Annotated in this window: 14 protein-coding genes; 12 read left to right on the top strand and 2 right to left on the bottom strand. The window is 39.8% G+C overall.

Features of this window, described 5'->3' with window-relative positions:
• Nucleotides 1-11 precede the first annotated feature (11 nt).
• On the bottom strand, nucleotides 12-2,639 hold the full coding sequence (locus AB5627_RS11880; RefSeq protein ID WP_368365423.1) for a DEAD/DEAH box helicase: 2,628 nt from the start codon (nucleotides 2,637-2,639) through the stop codon (nucleotides 12-14).
• Nucleotides 2,640-2,649: 10 nt separating this feature from the next.
• Nucleotides 2,650-4,365 carry a site-specific DNA-methyltransferase gene (locus tag AB5627_RS11875; RefSeq protein ID WP_195221112.1) on the bottom strand — a complete coding sequence of 572 codons (1,716 nt, stop codon included), beginning with the start codon at nucleotides 4,363-4,365 and terminating at the stop codon, nucleotides 2,650-2,652.
• Nucleotides 4,366-4,850: 485 nt separating this feature from the next.
• Between AB5627_RS11875 and AB5627_RS11870 the strand changes: the two genes are divergently transcribed.
• The 12 genes from AB5627_RS11870 to AB5627_RS11815 all read left to right on the top strand — a co-directional run.
• The gene (locus AB5627_RS11870; RefSeq protein ID WP_195221113.1) at nucleotides 4,851-5,426 is read left to right on the top strand and encodes a hypothetical protein; all 576 of its coding nucleotides are present in this window, start codon (nucleotides 4,851-4,853) and stop codon (nucleotides 5,424-5,426) included.
• A gap of 27 nt (nucleotides 5,427-5,453) precedes the next feature.
• Complete coding sequence (locus AB5627_RS11865; RefSeq protein WP_287214536.1) at nucleotides 5,454-7,214, top strand: polymorphic toxin-type HINT domain-containing protein; 1,761 nt, start codon at nucleotides 5,454-5,456, stop codon at nucleotides 7,212-7,214.
• 44 nt (nucleotides 7,215-7,258) lie between these two features.
• On the top strand, nucleotides 7,259-7,690 hold the full coding sequence (locus AB5627_RS11860; protein ID WP_178016790.1) for a hypothetical protein: 432 nt from the start codon (nucleotides 7,259-7,261) through the stop codon (nucleotides 7,688-7,690).
• A 21-nt stretch (nucleotides 7,691-7,711) separates the two neighbouring features.
• Complete coding sequence (locus AB5627_RS11855) at nucleotides 7,712-8,383, top strand: tetratricopeptide repeat protein (RefSeq protein ID WP_368369856.1); 672 nt, start codon at nucleotides 7,712-7,714, stop codon at nucleotides 8,381-8,383.
• Nucleotides 8,384-8,426: 43 nt separating this feature from the next.
• The gene (locus tag AB5627_RS11850; protein ID WP_117904541.1) at nucleotides 8,427-9,104 is read left to right on the top strand and encodes a PoNe immunity protein domain-containing protein; all 678 of its coding nucleotides are present in this window, start codon (nucleotides 8,427-8,429) and stop codon (nucleotides 9,102-9,104) included.
• Between the two features lie 38 nt (nucleotides 9,105-9,142).
• Nucleotides 9,143-10,624: a tetratricopeptide repeat protein gene (locus AB5627_RS11845; protein WP_181979834.1), complete on the top strand. Its 1,482-nt coding sequence runs from the start codon at nucleotides 9,143-9,145 to the stop codon at nucleotides 10,622-10,624.
• A 1-nt stretch (nucleotide 10,625) separates the two neighbouring features.
• Entirely contained in the window at nucleotides 10,626-10,934 is a 309-nt protein-coding gene (locus tag AB5627_RS11840; RefSeq protein ID WP_117904545.1) for a hypothetical protein, read from the top strand.
• Nucleotides 10,935-10,962: 28 nt separating this feature from the next.
• On the top strand, nucleotides 10,963-11,316 hold the full coding sequence (locus AB5627_RS11835) for a hypothetical protein (RefSeq protein ID WP_117904546.1): 354 nt from the start codon (nucleotides 10,963-10,965) through the stop codon (nucleotides 11,314-11,316).
• A gap of 19 nt (nucleotides 11,317-11,335) precedes the next feature.
• Nucleotides 11,336-11,656 (top strand): hypothetical protein, encoded by a 321-nt coding sequence (locus tag AB5627_RS11830; RefSeq protein ID WP_117904549.1) that lies wholly within the window; start codon nucleotides 11,336-11,338, stop codon nucleotides 11,654-11,656.
• A 119-nt stretch (nucleotides 11,657-11,775) separates the two neighbouring features.
• Nucleotides 11,776-12,942, top strand: a complete 1,167-nt coding sequence (locus AB5627_RS11825; RefSeq protein ID WP_265290824.1) for a hypothetical protein — start codon at nucleotides 11,776-11,778, stop codon at nucleotides 12,940-12,942.
• Nucleotides 12,939-16,349 carry an FtsK/SpoIIIE domain-containing protein gene (locus AB5627_RS11820; RefSeq protein WP_270759685.1) on the top strand — a complete coding sequence of 1,137 codons (3,411 nt, stop codon included), beginning with the start codon at nucleotides 12,939-12,941 and terminating at the stop codon, nucleotides 16,347-16,349. The genes AB5627_RS11825 and AB5627_RS11820 overlap by 4 nt, the downstream gene beginning before the upstream one ends.
• Nucleotides 16,350-16,356: 7 nt before the next feature.
• The coding region (locus tag AB5627_RS11815; protein ID WP_368369855.1) for an FtsK/SpoIIIE domain-containing protein at nucleotides 16,357-17,262 on the top strand (906 nt) is incomplete at its 3' end.

Below are 17,262 nucleotides of genomic sequence, written 5' to 3'. Positions count from 1 at the left end.
CACTCCACAAATCACAAATCCCTAAGCACTTCTGCAAAATCCTCCAAGTTATACGCTCCTTCGATAGAGTTATGATCGAAGGTCATAAAATACTTGAATTTTCTTCCGGCTTGTGCTGCCCAGGTCTGTCCGAGTTTCAGTTTTGTTCTGCTGTCACCGTTGTCACGGTCATCGCCCTTTGCTTCAACAAGAACGATCTTACCGGATTTCATCATCACAATAAAATCAGGATAATGATTGATAAAGCCATTGATATGAAAGCCTTTTTTCTCAATGATCCTATGCCACCACAGAACACCATCACAGCCAGCTATCACATCAAGTGTGCGGCGTTCAAAGCCGTTCATCTTGTCCCATTCGGCTTCATACAGCGATTTCGGTACTTTATCCGTGGATTCGGACGGAGTTATCACCATAGGAAAAGCATATGTACCCTCGGTGAATACACGGTCACGCTCGATAAGATCGTAGAAACGTTCCTGCATATAGGCTTCACGCAGAGTTTTAATCTTCTCCTTGATACGGGTAGCATAAGTGATATAAGAAGTTTCAAGTGCCGCCAGCTCGTCCTCGGTCATGTTTGCAATAATACGGCGGACATAGTTTTCGACCTCCGAAGTGCTGAAAGCATTGTCACGGTTGATCTCATGACAAATCTGCTTTGTGCAGCGTTCGATTTTTTCTTCAGGAGCGAGTTTTGCAAGGAGCTTTCGCATATATTCATCTTCAAGTGAGGACAGTTTCTTATACTTCGGAACAGCTTCGCCTTGGCTCTCGACATCTATCTCAAACATTTCGCCGGTTGACAGGCTAAATGTAACAGAAGCGTCTTGCTCACTCAGTGAAAAGCCTTTCATCAGGCTTTCTTTTGTCAGCAGAGCCGTATTGCCGCCGAAAAGATCGGGAACAGACTCAATGCAAAACTGCGGTATTTTCAGCTCCTGCACCTGTTCGGTGAACTGCTCCTGAATACGATATTGTTTCAGCATATCACCAAGCTCACCACCTATCCAAACGCTTTCTTGCTTTGTTTCTTCTTCGTATTGTTCCGCTGTTTCCTCAGCCTGCGAGATCATTTCTTCAACAGACGGCGGAGCTGTTTTTACTGTTTCCGAGTACGGCGCAGGCTCGACAGGTGTATGAATATCCGAGAAATCATCTTCTGTTTCCGCTTCCGGTTTAGGTTCGGGAGCAAACTGCATTGTGGTCTGCTCCGGCTGAGGTTCAGGAACAGTCGTCTCCGTTTCGATTATGGGGAGAGTATCGGCAGTACGGTAGTCCTTGCGTGAGAAGCCTGCGTTGTTAAGCCCCGCAACAATGCTGTCAAGAGTATCGTGGAACGCATTGGAGCAAGTCAGCACAAATGAGCTGTTCAGCAGCTTCGCACCGTGTTTACGGGCATAAGGCTGACGGAGTATTCTGCCGAGTATCTGTTCAACATCGACCTTTGAGGTCTTATTGGCGAGACTTGCGAGGATATACGCAAACGGACAGTCCCAACCCTCTTTCAGAGCGTTGACCGTTATAATATACCGTATCGGACAATCACGACTCATAAGGTTAGTTTTACCGAGATCGTTGACCTTAGAAGTCTTTATCGCTATCTGTTCTGTTGGGATACCTCTGCCGAGAAGTATCTCCTTGACCTTATCAAAAGTGTCATTATCGTTATTATTCTTCGGCTGTGCCTGGAAAAGCACGATAGGACGAATATACTTGCCTGTGCGTTCTTCTTCCTCAATAGCCTGCTGTTCAAGAATACCACGCAAATGAATTGCATCATCAATAACGCTGTCTCTGGAAGTGCGGTTATACACGATAACAGGCAGCTTGACCATATTCTCCGTCTTGAGTTTTCTGGCATCAACGTAGGAAATAATGTTGCTGTTATTGCGAGGGGTAGCCGTCAGATCAAGAACGAACGACGGATTAAGGTTGTTCAGCATTGCCACGCTGAGGTCTGAACCAGCATTATGGCTCTCGTCCACGATTACAACAGGCGAGAGGTGGCGCAGAGCCTGAATCAAAGCGGTATCGGGAGTATCTTCAAGCAGTTCGGACTCGTCCTTGAAGTAGTCGGCAAAATTTTTGAGATTGCCGTTTTCCTGATAGACCTTGCGAACATCTTTCTTCTTGCTGTCGATACGAAGAGAGCCGTAGCTCAGAATGCAGACAGTAAGCTGTTCATGGACGGTATCGGGAGTGAAGTTCTGACCGTTCAATAGCATTTCCTTTGTGAACACGCCCACTCTGCCGCCAAAGTCCGCATTTAACCGCCGTGTGTAAGGGTGATCGGGATTCATAAGGTTCGTTGTAGTCTGCACAAGTATCGGATCGGAGGGAACGAGCCACACAACCATTTTCGGCTTACCCTGCGGCAATGCGTCAAAGATACGGCGGACGGCAGCACAAGCCATAAAGGTCTTACCGCCGCCTGTCGGCACTTTCATACAAACATGGGGAACGCCTTTGATGCTGTTGCGGTAGCCCGGAACACTGCCAGTACCAAGACCAACAGCAACGTCCTGATCGCTCCAATATTTCTGCCAAGCCTTGTTAAGATCGCCTGTTTCGTTCAGCGCAGACAGGTATGCGGACAGATTGCCCATGACTTCACGCTGATAGCTGTTCAATTCCATAGTCTGCACCTCACATTCTTGTAATGTCACGGGGGATCTTCTTGAAAGTGATATGGAACTTTTCAAGCTCCTCGTCACTCAAAATGCACCTATCGGCATAGATCACATAGCTTTGAGCCGTTGTCTTTACCGTGTGCAGGAACTCCCTGTCAAGTGTCGTGACTTCGTTTTTATCATAATAAAAATAGTATGCCGTGTCAAAGTATTCGCCGAGGAAATACGGCTCGTCCGCCTTGTCGGTGACAGCCTGTTTTGTTTCGGTGAAATAGACATAGCTGCGTATCTTATCAAGCGGAACATTCTCGTTGAGGTACTCACCGTCAAGGAGCATTTCGCCCAGCTCATAAAACGTAAAGCCGCCGCCCGTTCCCTCGACTGCCTTTTTGCCATCACCGTAGCCGTCAATTACACGCTTTACACGTTCTGCGGTAATGCTATCAGCATAGTCCATCATCTCGATCAGAATAAACTTGCGGTTGCCTCCGTCCTGCTTGTTCATGTTGAGGACAGCGTGGGCGGTTGTGCCGGAGCCTGCAAAGCTGTCGAGGACAATGGAATCCTTGTCAGTTGCAATTTTAATTACTCTTTCAATCAGCCTTGTAGGTTTAGGGGTATCAAAACCTCCGGTACCAGAAAGAAGGATTTTTTGTTCATTTGTAGCTTCTACATTTGTGCCAACTTCATCGTATTTCCAGAGTGTGGATACCACTTTTCCTTTGTTCTGGTCAAGATATGTTTTAGATTGAATGCTTCCTTTACCCTTAGATAAAAAGAAATATTTAGGCCATGGCGTTGTGTTATATCTTTCTGTCGCTATTTTTCGAGCAGTATCTAAGTCACACGCCAGCATAATAGCTGGAATGTCGTTCGATACTTCGCCTCCACAAATATCCTCACGAATGGAAGCATCATCTATGACTTTCAATTCATAAGGTGCCCATTCACAAAGTGTAGCTAATAATTTATCTTGCCCGTCTTTCCAACAGCGACCTTTTGGAGGGTACATTAAATCCCCGGTAATGGGGTGCTGTATCGCATAGACCATTCCTCTATGCGTACTCGCACTTGGTGCATGAATAGGTGTAACCTTATATGGTAGAATATCGTTATCATAATTTACATAACGAGCATCCATTTCAGCTGTACGTTCAAGACGGTTTGGATTCCATTTGGGTAACTTTGAATAAACCAAGATGTTATCGGTATCATACGGAATGCCTTTTGAGTCGTTTCTTATAGTGTAATTGTTCTGCCATGTTAGTCTTGCGACAAAGCAATTGGCACCAAAAATCTCATCACAGATTATTTTCAGATTAAATAGCTCATTATCATCAATGGATATAAAGATAACCCCGTCCTCTGCAAGCAGCTTATGCAGGAGCTTCAACCGAGGATACATCATACACAGCCATTTATCGTGACGGGACAAGTCCTCGCCCTCGCTGCCGACTACCTCACCGAGCCATTTCCTGATACGGGGATCATTGACGTTATCGTTGTAAACCCAGCCTTCGTTGCCCGTGTTGTAGGGCGGATCTATGTAGATACAGCGGATCTTGCCCTCATACTGCGGCAAAAGAGATTTCAGCGCAGAGAGGTTATCACCGTGAATTATCATGTTGCCGTCGGCATCGCCGTATTCATACTGCGGATCAAGCACACGGTACGGCACGTCCATGTGGTGATTGATGACTTTATCCTTGCCTATCCAGTCGAGTGTCGGCATTTCGGTCACGCTCCTTTTTGTGGGGATAAATGCTTTACTTATTATTATAGCATAGTTCGGAGGGATTTTCAACCGCTTAGACGAAAAAACGGGAACAACTCGCTGTTGACTTATTTCGAGACTTTCATAGTTGCCGATTCGTTCGTGGGCGTATTATCGTATTTAGTTGAATATCAAAAAGGCATATCACGGAAGCGTTTTTTTCACAAGACATATACGCAATCCTATTTGAAACTGTTTTGTCCTATTGATATATAACAACCGTCTTTTGATAAAGAGTTATCGCCATATTCTTTTAGCCTTTCCTTATTGATGATTTTGTACCAATTTCAATCGAGGGTATACAAAAAAATTTTAAAAATATTTCCAAACCTATTGCAATTTTCAAAGATTTGTGGTATAATAAATATAAAAAAACTGATGACTTTAGAAAAAAGGAAAAATTACTAAATAAATTAACTTCGAGATAAAAAGGGGGTGGAAATATGACTCCAGAAGAAGCTACTCAGCTTTATAATATTGAGCAACGCAAATATTATGAGTATTGCGGATATGTTGTGTCTTATCAGAATAAAATAGGCGAGTATCAGTCTGAACGTCAGAATAAACGCGTTCAAGTAGAGAATAAGCAAACTGAAATTCAAAAGAATAGAGAGCTTTTAGAAGCTATAAGTGGTACAACTGGTGTTCATGATGACCTTTTTTCTCACCTTACCAAAATAAACAGTAAAGTCGAAGATGCTGCCTCGAACTTTAAGACAATGGTAAGTTCAAGCACTGTCAGTTCCTTTGACTTATGTAATGCTTTTGGTGAAAAAGCGACAAGTGCTAACTCTCAATTGACAGCGGTGTTTGATGCTATATCAAAGGGAGCATCGACTGTTACCGGAGTTATAGAAGCACTCAACCAAGAATTACAGGCATTGAATGCTCGTATACAAGAGCTTGATTCAGAAATAAGCCGAGCACAGGCTATGATTGACCAGTATGAAGCAAGCAAACGTAGTTGTTTAGCTAATATGGCTTACTATAAAAAGATTATGGATGCGATAGTAACGTAATAATAGTGAGGAATAGGAGGTGTGTACATGGCGACGATCGAGCTATATAAAAGTAAGATAAACAATATGTCTAACTATATTAACCAAGCTAAGTCTGCTGTCGGAGACTTCTGCGTGGATTTGTCTGCCCTAAAATCGAAAGTTCTCGGAATCAACAGCAGTGTATGCGATAGTGTTGTCACGAGCATCTCGACCTCATCTCAGACACAAGAGCAGCAGATTGCAGGTCTTGAAGCAACTCAAAGAGAAGTCGATGAGTTTATTAACTTAACGGTAAATCGTGATAACTCTGCTTCTTCTGAAATATCTCGTTCCAAGAAGGACTTTTACAAACAATACTCTTATCTTAAACCTGACTGCGAGAAGACTGACTGGGAAAAGTTCTGCGAAGGCTTAAAGAAGGTCGGTCAGTGGTGTAAAGATCACTGGAAAGAGATCGTGCTTGTAATTGAAATCGTAGCGGCTGTTGTCTGCCTTTGCGTTCCTGGCTTACAGGGTATAGGCACTGGTATTCTTATCGGTGCCTTAAAAGGTGCTTTGACCGGCGGCTTGATCGGCGGAATTACCAGTATGCTAACCGGAGGGTCATTCCTAGAAGGATTTGCCCAAGGTGCATTAGATGGTGCCATAATGGGTGGTGCCTTGGGCGGCGTAGGCGGAATCGCTGGCAAATTTATAACCTGTGGTTCTAAATTAGGAAACGCAATCCAGACAACCTCTAAAATCAGCGGAGCCATTTCCAATAGTATGGATGGTTTTGACATGGTTTCTTTGGGACTTGGAATGGTAGATCCGAATAACCCAATCACAGAACTGAACAACAAAATGCATCAGAGCGATGTATACAACAATTTCCAGATGGGTGTAAGCTTATTATCAGCTTTCTCCGGTGCTGCAGCGGACAATATGGCTTGTTTTATTGCTGGTACATTGGTGCTTACAACTGCTGGTCTGCTTGCTATTGAAAAGCTAAATCCTGGTGATAAGGTTATTTCAACTGATCCTGATACGCTCGAAACAAGTGAAAAAACTGTTCTTGAAACATATATCCGTAAGGTGGACAGGCTTGTTCATCTTGTTATCAACGGTGAAGAAATCGTTACTACAGACAATCACCCATTCTATGTACAAGATAGAGGTTTTATTGAAGCGGGTAGGCTTCTTGTAGATGATAAGCTTGTAAGTGTTAATGGTGATGACCTATTCGTTGAATATGTCAAAACCGAAGAGCTTGATACACTTATTGATGTACACAATTTTCAAGTTGAAGATTTCCATACTTATTTTGTTGGTAATCTTTTAGCGTGGGTACATAATAAAACATGTCCCCCACACATGAATGAAGATGGCACATTAAAACCAAATCAAGAGTATAAAGCCGGAGAAAACGGCTACACATACAAAACCGATGCAAATGGTAATATAAGTTCTGCTCATGCGGACGAATTGAAATTCAAAACCCATGACGGAAGATTGAACCATAATTCAAACACAGCCGGTAAATTACCTGGTGATGACGCAGGCCATTTGTTTGCTGATCAATTCGGTGGTTCACCAGAATTGGATAACCTTGTATCACAGAAAAGCGGATTAAACCGAGGTATAAAAGGGAATCCTAAGACATATAGAAATATGGAAAAACAATGGTCTACTGCATTAAAGAATGGTCAAAAAGTAACGGATATTGATATAAACCTTTCATATAAAAATGGTTCGTCACGTCCGTCAGCATTTGATGTTTCGTACAAAATCGATGGAAAATTATTCAATCGACATTTTAAAAACTAATAATAAAAACAAATAATTAAAATCTAACAATAAGGAGATCTGTTATGTTAAAAGGTTTTGAAGATGCATTTGTTGATGCACAAGCTAATGTTATTTCGCTTTGCCTTGAATTACTTAAGAATTCTGAAAAGAGTGCAGACGTTATATATGTATACATATTACAAAATGATGACGAAGAGTATATTGACGCATTTTTTGAGAAAGATGGCAAGTTGTTCACAACCAATGATTGGTGTTCAGATGCTCAAATTAAGGAATTCTTTCATTGTGGAATAGAAGATATAGAAAGCATTGTTGAGCTTTGTGATACCTATGATGCAAAGTGTCCACACGAATTCAAATTAGTATACAATGTTAACTCTAAGTCATTTGACTCAAATTACAATTATGAAAATGCAACCGATGTTTATGATAAGGATGTAATTGAGTTAGTCGAAGAATGGTTTAATGAATGCGAAAAAAATATAAGTCATTGATAAATTTTAGGAGATAAAATTATGATTGAAGTCAATGAGCAATTAGCTGAAGTTATATCAAATTCTCGGGTCGCTTTTATTAATGGTCAGATGGCTGAAGCCTTTAAACTCGCTAAAGAAGCGATTAAACTTGATGAGAACTGTGCAGATGCTTATCAGTGTGCAGCAAATGTGTGTATGTCGCTCAGCAGGTATGAGGATGCAATTGAGTATTACCAAAAAGCTGTAAACTGCGATCCGAACAATGGAAACCGTTATTTCAGCCTTGGCTATGCACAGGCAAGTGTGAATAAGATTGCTGAGGCTATGCAGAATTTCGCTAAAGCTGATGAGCTTGGGCTGAACGAAGATGCTGCAGGACAGATGTATCATATCCTCGGAATTGTAAATCAGGAGTTCGGAAAACTTGATGATGCCCTCATCAATTTGAAAAAGTCGGAGCTTATCATTCCGGCAGACATGGATATACTGAAACGCAAGGCGGTTATCTATGGGCTTCTTGATGAGATTACAAATGGCTTGCAGACTGCTAATCAATGGATAAAAAATAATATAGGAAAAATAGTCGATGACCCAGATGACATAATCGAAGGACTTGCAACTGGTGATACTGTTAAGGAATTGTTCAGAGTAAATGTAAGTAACGATAACGGTTTAGTAAATGTTACAACTAGTGTTAAGTCATTAAAGTAGACAATTATTTACATCAAGAATTTTTGATATTAAGGAGAATATTATGCGAGATACAATTAAATCAAAAGAGTATTTTGATGAGTATATTTTGAAAATGTCAGAAGGAATCAAAAGATTTGAAGAGGGTATTGCTGCTGGAAAATACTTAAATGACAAGATACTTTTTGTAAAAGATTACATTTTACAAAAAAAAATCGGGATAATAATCGCTAAGTATTCAAAAGGTGATTCAATTGAAGAAATAAAAAAAGAATTTGAATCTTCTTTAGATTTGTTTGGTGAAGCGTGGGATGATTCAGTATACGAGAGCAATATTATTTTTGCTTCTTTAGCATATCTTCTGAATTTGGACGATGGTAAGTTGAATATAATAAAAAATAAATTGAGGAAATCTGAAACATATGATTCATTATTAGATTTTATCCTCATTGGAAATAAAAGTGAGTTTGATACATCGAAAATATCCTTTCCTCGTCCATACAAAAAGTTAGTAAAAAGCATTAACGATGAAGATAGAGATGCTTTTCTAAAATATTTGAGAGGATGGTATAAAGGCTCTGTAGATAGTGCTTGGTATGGTACACATGAACTGGTGAATAAATATCAGTATTATGGATATTGGTGTTTTGAAGCTGGTGCTATTGCAAAAAGACTTGGTTTTATAGATGACGATTTGAAAAATGAGCAATATTATCCATATGATATGGTTCATTTCGTATAATGATTCGTAAACAGTCCAGAAGAGAATGGAGTGATAAAATGTCAGATATACAAAATGAAAGACTCATTGAGTTTATATCTAATTCAAAAGTGGCGTTTATTAATGGTCAGTTCCAAGAAGCTTTTACACTCGCAAAAGAAGCAATTAAGCTTGATGAAAACTGTGCAGATGCTTATCAGTGTGCAGCTAATGTATGTATGTCACTTGGTAGATATGAGGATGCAATTGAGTATTACCAAAAAGCTGTAAACTGCGATCCGAACAATGGAAATCGCTTTTTCAGCCTCGGCTATGCACAGGCAAGCGTAAATAAGATTGCTGAAGCCATGCAGAATTTTGCTAAAGCAGATGAGCTTGGGCTGAATGAAGATGCCGCAGGACAGATGTATCATATCCTTGGAATTGTAAATCAGGAGTTTGGAAAGCTTGATGATGCTCTCATCAATTTGAAAAAGTCGGAGCTTATCATTCCGGCAGACATGGATATACTGAAACGCAAGGCGGTTATCTATGGGCTTCTTGATGAGATTACAAATGGCTTGCAGACTGCTAATCAGATGAAGCTGCTTGCACCATCTGACTATTCCGGCTATCAAGCTGCTTACATTTTGCTCAAACAGGCTGGACGTATAGACGATGCGTTTAAGGAATTGCGTTATGCTCGAATGAACCTCCCCTCCTTCCCTTTCGCTCTTTGCGGGGATATGGTGAATTACGAACTTGTTAAGCATGAACAAGATGGCGACACGATTCATTTTGAGAAAGCGTTAGCTTATATTAAGCATTTCCTGAAAAAAGAGAAACCGAGTATTTCTGATGTTGTCGAGTGCTATTTAACTGCCGCCGATCTCTATCTTCAGCTTGAAGATGCTGATAAAGTCATAGAGTGCTTAGTTGCAGCGGAAAAGCCTGTGTTCTCTTATAACAACGGCGTTCTGTTTGGAGAGTATACACCTCAACAGTTAGATCCAAACTCGATTTTAAATGAGATGAATGCCAATCTTTATCGCTATGAACAATTGAGTGTTGAACAACTGGAAGCGATGAGGAAAAGCGGTACATATATCACTCCGACTGAGGAATCTAAAGCAGACAACGACGAATACAAGCTCACTGACGAGGCGTTTGATATTTCTGCTGAGGATAGAGACAGAATCAATCGTATGTACATTGGTGCGTATACGTTACTTGAAGACAATCGTAAGATAATGTACTATGCTTTAGAGTTACAAAAGAGTCAAGAGCCTTCAATGATTGAACTCGGCTGGTACACGGAAGCGAGAGCAATGCGAGATCTTAACTTGGATGGTTGGCAGGATCAGTATGGTTCAGTTATTAAAAAGCTGAGAAATAATATACTGAAAGATCCTACAGACATCAATGCAATGATGCTTCGAGTGAGATGTTTAATCGATACTAAGCAGTTTGATGAAGCAGAAGAAAAGTGCAAGTATCTCAAGGAAGAATTACAGAAACCTCTTATGGAAGAGCTGAACGAAGCTAAGAACGGAGGTAAGTAATATGGCATTTCTTTTTCATGACATTGTACTTGATGATACAGCATTTAAAACGGCGTCCGATGATATGGCATCGCTGAAACAGCAAGCTGCTAATCTTAAAACCAAGCTTGAAAAAATGTACGAAGATGTAACAAGTGCATTGGATACTTCGGCAGGAGATGAAATTCAGTTTACAGCTAAAAATGTTCTTCTGCAGCCGATTGAGGATATGAGTGCAGTTATTCAGCATATTTCTGATACGCTAAATACTATAATAGGCACAGGATACTATAAGGATATATTCGTTAAGTTCGAGGAACTGAACGAATGAATAAAACGATATTTAGGAGGAATTAACTATGGCAGGCATGGGCAAAACAGGAACAGTGAATATCACACCTGAGATGATGGATGAAGCAATCAAGGCCATTCAGGCATACCGTACCACCGCTTTTGGTGCTGCTGACGGTAATGGTTCTGATGGTCTCTATGGTACTGTAAAGAAAGAGGTTGAAACCCTTACAGCGAGTGATTTCACTGGTTCAGCATCGAAAGGCTTCGTTAACTTTTACACAAACAATATTGAACCTGCAACAGGTTCAAGTCTCAAAGGTGCGCTTGAGATGCTTGAATCAATTTGCAAGAGTATCAAATCTGCTATACCAGATACTGAAGGCGTTGATGAGCAACTCGGAACGGAAAATAACAAGTAATTTATAGGAGGATACTAATATGGCAGGTTGTAGAGTAGTAAAAGCGTCAATGGATACGAGCGTAACAAATCTTTTGAACTATTCAACCCAGTATGGAGAAGCAGCAACGACATTTGTTGCCGCCTTTAAAGCTGCTATCGAGGCAATGGAAGGCGACGCTAAGGATGCTTTAGTTGAATTTTTTGAGACTAATATTGAAGGTCTTGTAACTAAGGATATTCCTGGTGCAGTTAAGGGCCTTTCAGAACTTCTCAAGGCGAATGCGCAGAATTTTGATGATGTTGATGCTCAGCTTGCGAATAGCATCAGAGGAAATGGTGGAGGCAATGGTGGCAATTAACCCACCTACATAAGTGTATAATGTACCTTCGCACTATAAAAAATAGTTGGTTGGATTGCGTACAGCCTCGGTGCTATTATTTGGCTGAGGCTGTACTTTTTATTAGGAGGTGGCAATATATGTTTAGAGAGTTAACCGATGCAGAACTTGCTTTACTAAGTGATTCTGAGAAAGAAGTATATAACAAAGAATTACTACTATATAAAGAGAGGATGGCTTTTGTCGGACAGCTTGAGAGAATCGAGGGTGCTGATTATCAGTATAGAAAGCCAAAGTTCAGTGGTATTAACCCAATTCCCAAAATTGATGTCCCACAATGTGATATTGTCGCTCCAAAGAAAGTTTCTTTTCCACAGGGATTATTAGATAAGATGCGTAAGGTGGTTGTTTCTTATTCGAGTTTTACTCCGCCTAGTAAGATCCACATTAAAGGAATGTCAGATCAGCGAGGCGGTGCTGTAAGGATAATGCCAACAGTCATGCCCATAGGGAAAATACGTCTTGCAGGTATTCCTAAAAAGTCAGGTAGTGCTATTGCAAAACTTCCTCAGATCCAGCCTGCTGGCTCGGTAAAGGTTACTGGTATACCGGAAAAGCCGGATAATGCTATTGCAAAACTTCCACAGATTCAGCTTGTGAGTTCAGCAAAGGTTACTGGTATGCCGAAAAAGCCGGATAGTGCTATCGCAAAACTTCCACAGATTCAGCTTGTGAGTTCAGCAAAGGTTACTGGTATGCCGAAAAAGCCAGATGATGCTATCATAAAACTTTCTCAGATTCAGCCTGTTGGCTCGGTGAAGATTTCCAGTATACCGAAAAAGCCAGGTAGTGCTATTGCAAAACTTCCTCAGATCCAGCCTGTTGGCTCGGTAAAGGTTACTGGTATACCGGAAAAGCCGGATAATGCTATTGCAAAACTTCCACAGATTCAGCTTGAGAGTTCAGCAAAGGTTACTGGTATGCCGAAAAAGCCAGATAGTTCTATCACAAAACTTCATCAAATTCAGCCTGTGGTGTCAGTTAAGGTCACTGGTATGCCTGAAAAGCCGGATAATGCTATCGTAAAACTTCCACAGATTCAGTCTGTAGGTTCAGTTAGGATCACTGGTATGCCTGAAAAGTCTGATAGTGCCATCGCACATCTTCCCCAGATTCAGCCTGTTGATTCGGTAAAGGTTACCGATATGCCGGAGATAAACATACCTGCAACTCAATCGATAACTAAAGAAACGGTTACAGATGTTATTCAAAGAATAATACTATTATGCAAGGAGCGTAGCAAATGAAAAATAATGAAATCATGATTTCAGTTCAATTTGATTTTCCTAATGATTCGAATAAATATGGTGAAAAATTCTCTGGAATCACTGATAGTCTCGCTTTCCTTGTTAAGGATGATATAACACTAAAAGCTTTTATTGAAGGCCTGTATTATGGACTTCATAATAATTTTCCAGAACATTTTATTCTTTTTAAGGATTATCTAAAACACCGTAAGCAGTTTGTTGTCGATTATTCTCGAAAAGGCAAATTCAAGGTTATCAATTTTGAAGAAGAATTGTTGTCTAATAAGGTAACACTAATTGAATTAGGCTTTGTTACTTCAAGCGTTTTACTGATAACTATGAAGCGTAAATTGGAGAGTCAACTGCTCTTTGATAAAATTCCAAGTAGCTATATTCTTGATTCCGATGATAATCCCCTTGAATACAATATAAGCAGTCGTACTCTTGAAGCGGTCGATTCATCGGATATTGAAATTCTCCCTCCAGGTGATATACCTGAAAAAGACGAAAGAACGTTAGCCGACATTTTGATACCTACCGTTCTTTCTACAGGAGGAATGATAGGCGTTAGAGCTGTGATGTCTAAATCCGCCAGTTCGAGTGGTATGGGTGGTATGATGTGGATGATGACGGCTGCTACCGGTGTAATGACTTTGGTTACATCCACCTACAACTATTTTAAACAAGGAGCAACGAACACTAAGAAGAAAACCGAATGGAAAGAAAACTACGAAAAATATATTAAACGTCTGATCGATGAAAAGATAGGTATTTGGCAAAAAGCTGACCTCACCTATCTTCAGTCGTTGTATCCGGATATGTTAAAACTGTTCACACAGTTATCTACACTAGATTCTGCTATTTTTTCAAGATCACAAAATGATAACGATTTCATGCGTATTACTTTAGGCGTATCCGAGCATGTGAAACCTCTATTCGATATTAAATATGAGAAAAAAGATGAGATTTTTTCTGATGTTTATTATTATTTACGGTACGAAACATGCACTAATAGCAAAGACGAGAGAACAACTGATAAGAGAATCGCAGGGATCTATATTCTTACACCTGAAAGTGAATTACCGTGGTATGCATTTATAAAGAAACATACACGGAAGGATGAGGAAGCAAAACTCAAGAAGTCTCAAAGGGAAGGGCTGATCTCAGAAGAAAAAGTATTGCTTTCTGATTTGCCATACAGGTTTTCCACAGAATATTTCCGATATATTGATGGTAAAACATGGGGTAAGAGCGGTATTAAGGCACCATATATGCTTGATATAAGAAATGCCGGTGCCTTGGGTATAGTTTCTCCTGACAATTCCTTTGCACATGATACTATTAAGCACATTGTATTAGAACTCGCTTATTATCATTCTCCGGAAGATATTCAATTTGTATTTTTCTTTGAAGAGGGATTGAGTATAGAGGAGCAAAAACAAAGGATTGATATATATAAATTTCTTCCTCACTGCAACGAATTACTAGAAAATACATCTCAGTTCGTTTTCGACAAAGAGAGCGCTGGTCTTGTTTATGGTCAATTATTGAACATAATGACTCAAAGAGCCAAGGACATACAATCCGATGAAGAAAACGAAGTTGAATCTGAACATAACACCCAGATAGTGTGTGTAGTATTTGAAGATTATAATATCAAGTCTACTGGTTTTTCAAAATATCTTCCCGAAGCTCCCAAAGAGGGTGAAGACTACCAGAATAAACTCGGTTTAACATTTATTTTTTGCCGCGATGATAAGGATAAGCTTCCTCGTTATTGTGGAGATGTAATTTACATGAATGTAGACGCTAAAAAAGTGGGATATGGCTACGTTGTACCACGCTATAGCGTTATGACACGAGAGAACATCTTAGCTAATATGACGGAGACAAATAAGTATCCCAATTTCTGGAATGACTATATTTTCTCTTCTAAAGAATACAAAGAACAATATGAGCTTGCATACCGAAGACTTGCAGCCATTTATTATACACGTATTGCAGAGAACGGTCAGGTGCCAAGCATGGTTACCTTATTTAAATTGCATGACATTTCTAGTGATGATATCATTCCTGAAAATGGTGTGGATAATCCATTATCTACCTCACCTTTTGCAAAACGCATACTTGAGTGCTGGGAATCAAGTGAAGAAGAATATGACGTCACCAGAAATTTACGTGTTAAGATTGGTGCAAATGAACATGGATCAATGTCACTTGACTTATATGAGAAAGCAGACGGTCCTCATATGCTTGTTGCAGGTACTACTGGTTCCGGAAAATCCGAAACTATTATCACCTATCTAATCGGATTGTGTATGAAGTTTTCTCCCATGGATTTAAACTTAATGTTAGTTGATATGAAAGGTGGAGGTTTTTCAGATCGTTTAGGAGATTTGCCACATTGTGTCGGCGTAGTTACCGATACGGCAGGTGAAAGTGAAGGAATATCATCCGCATATATGCTGAAACGATTTCTTGAGACGCTTAATGCTGAAATTAAAAAGAGAAAACTACTTCTTCAGGAATTTGGAATAGATACAGCGGATGCATATATTCGCGCAAGACGAATAATGGTAGAAATTTCCGGAATGATCGAAGCTGATGGGACGAAGTCTTTGAAAGAACTCTATGAAATTTCAATTCAGCTCAAACAGCAAAAAATAGCCATAGACGATGCTGATTATTCTGAAACAGTCAAGAAGATTCTTGAGAAAATGAGTAAACTTAACGCTAAACAGATGGACACATTTGTTAATAAAGGACTGGATAAAATCAAAAGTCTTTCTCATCTTGTACTTGTAGTTGACGAGTTTACTGAATTAAAGCGTTTTTCAAGCGAAAGCAATGACGTTGACTTTATTGCGGAAATAACAACGATTGCCCGTGTTGGCAGAACGCTTGGATTTCATATCATTCTTGTATCACAGAATATCGAGGGTGCTATCACTGACGATATAAGAGTAAACTCAAAAGCAAGAATCTGCCTAAAGGTTGCCACGAAGCAAGCTTCCAAGGAAATGATTGATAGTCCTGTGGCGGCTGCTCCGAAAATGCCGCTGAACGGACGAGCCTATTTACTTGTAGGAACAGGCTCTCGCTTTGAGTACTTTCAATCTGCCTATACAGGTTCTAATCAAAATACAAGCATTGAAGATCCTGTGAATATCACATTTGTGCCTGACAGCGGAACTTTTAATGAAAAGTTCTATCGTTCAGATAAGGATAATACTGTATTGCAGGCACAACAAAAAAATGTTGATCCTAATGCTACTCAATTGAAGTTTGTTGTGGACACTATTATTGCAGTTAATACAGGAAAACAAATTCCAGAGACAATATTCCTTCCCCCATTAAAAACTAAGATAAAACAACCTAAGCTTATAAATGCAACAGAATGGAGTTGATACAGCAATGGACAAGAGAAACTTGATTTGTACGTTAGGTCAGTACGATATTCCTATTGTACAGAAGCAACCTCTTTTTAAAGTTGACTTACTCGACAAAAATATAGCTCTGTTCGGTGCAGCAATGAGTGGAAAAACAAACTTCCTTAAATTACTGATTCAAACGCTACATATTATCACTAATCCTGATGATGAGGAAATTTTTATATTAGATTTTGGTGGAGCTCTTGCATCCTATAAAACTATGCCTCTCGTTGCAGCATACTTTGATAATTCCAATGAAGAATATGTTAAGCGTGTTTTCAGGATACTTGAAGAAAGAATCAAGAAGAATACTGAGATTCTGGAGGGAACCGGATTTTCTTCATATTTCGGTGAAAAAAAGATTGTTCACACGACATTTATAATTGATAATCTTAATTCGTTCCAAGATGAACCGAGGTATTCAGCATATCAAGAAAAATTCGCCAAAATGTGCAGAGATGGTTTGTCAAAAGGCATTTCAATTGTATTTACTGCATCAGATACTAAAGGGTTATCATCATATCTCAACAATTTTGGGCAGAAAATCGCATTTGAAATGCCCTCGGATAAATATATCGAGATATTCAATTCAAAAGTATCAGAAATCGGAGCGATTCCTGGGCGCGGCTTTGCGAATGTAACCATAAAGCCTGATAATATTGAAGGTACATTTAGAATGAATGCACCATATGAGGTTCAATGCTATATTTCTGATCAGATGGAGCCTGATAGTAGTTTTTTGTTCTGCTTAAAGAGTAAGTATCACTACAACGAAGAAAGTGGTAGAGAAGAAAATGGCAAGTTTGACAGGTGTGTAAAGAAGCATCTGACATTCAATGGCGATTTGACTCGTGACGAGTATCAACGTTTAAAACAAGAACCTATAACA

Origin of the sequence: Ruminococcus sp. RTP21198st1_G1_RTP21198_201120 (assembly GCF_040924265.1) — a bacterium.
Taxonomy (GTDB): Bacteria; Bacillota; Clostridia; order Oscillospirales; family Ruminococcaceae; genus Hominimerdicola; species Hominimerdicola aceti.
The sequence above is the reverse complement of the archived record's forward strand: the minus strand, read 5'-3'. Positions and strand labels throughout refer to the sequence as shown.